This window comes from Caldisericum insulae, assembly GCF_047785965.1.
Classification (GTDB): Bacteria; Caldisericota; Caldisericia; order Caldisericales; family Caldisericaceae; genus Caldisericum; species Caldisericum exile_A.
Window position 1 is genome coordinate 1 of record NZ_JBLOBF010000026.1, and the last position, 1,224, is coordinate 1,224.

A 1,224-nucleotide genomic window follows, 5' to 3' on the forward strand; every position below is an offset into this window, starting at 1 on the left:
TTACTCAATTACCTTTGTAATAACTCCAGCACCTACAGTTTTACCACCTTCACGGATAGCAAATCTTTGGGTTTCTTCAAGAGCAACAGGATAGATAAGTTCGACGGTCATATCGACGTTATCACCTGGCATTGCCATCTGGACACCTTCAGGAAGGGTAATGGTACCGGTTACATCTGCAGTTCTTAAGAAGAACTGAGGCTTATAACCTGTAAGGAAGGGTTTGTGTCTTCCACCTTCTTCTTTACTTAGGATATAGACACGTGCCTGGAATTTTCTGTAGGGCTTAATGGAACCAGGAGCTGCAAGAACCATACCCTTTTCAACTTCTTCGTGATCGATACCTCTAAGGAGGACTCCAACGTTATCACCTGCTTGTCCTTCATCAAGGATCTTTCTGAACATTTCGATACTTGTTGCTACAGTTTTCTTTACTTCAAAGGAAAGACCAACGATTTCTACTGGATCGCCAGTTCTTATAATTCCTCTTTCAATTCTTCCTGTTACAACTGTACCTCTACCGGTGATGGAGAAGACGTCTTCAATTGGCATAAGGAAGGGTTTATCAATATCTCTTTGTGGAGTTGGAATGTATTCATCAACTGCATCCATAAGTTCCCAGATTTTGTCTGTCCATGGGTTCTTTCCACGAGAGATGTCACCTTCTGCTTCAAGTGCTTTGAGAGCTGAACCTCTAATTACTGGAACTTCGTCTCCTGGAAAACCATATTTGGAGAGAAGTTCTCTTGTTTCCATCTCAACAAGGTCAATGAGTTCTGGATCATCAACCATATCTACTTTGTTGATGAAAACGACAATTCTTGGGACGTTTACCTGACGAGCAAGAAGGATGTGCTCTCTTGTTTGAGGCATTGGACCATCTGTTGCTGCAACAACGAGAATTGCACCATCCATCTGAGCTGCACCAGTGATCATGTTTTTGATGTAGTCAACGTGACCTGGGCAGTCAATGTGAGCATAGTGCCTTTTCTCGGTTTCATACTCAGTGTGGTGGACGTTAATGGTAACGCCTCTTGCCTTTTCTTCAGGTGCATTGTCAATTTCATCGTACCTCTTGGGTTGAGTTTTACCAAGAGTTGCTAATACCTTTGTAATTGCTGCTGTAAGGGTAGTTTTACCATGATCAATATGACCAATGGTACCAATGTTTACGTGTGGCTTTACCCTTTCAAATTTTTCTTTAGTTGCCATGTTGTACCTCCT

General features: G+C 42.2%; 1 protein-coding gene. It reads right to left on the bottom strand.

The features are described from left to right. On the bottom strand, positions 1 to 1,212 hold the full coding sequence (tuf, locus tag ACMV0E_RS08040) for an elongation factor Tu (RefSeq protein WP_416085863.1): 1,212 nt from the start codon (positions 1,210 to 1,212) through the stop codon (positions 1 to 3). Between the last annotated feature and the right edge of the window lie 12 nt (positions 1,213 to 1,224).

Excerpts from the sequence above, each read along its gene's own strand:
- tuf (WP_416085863.1), bottom strand. The coding sequence starts at position 1,212 with ATGGCAACTAAAGAAAAATTTGAAAGGGTAAAGCCACACGTAAACATT.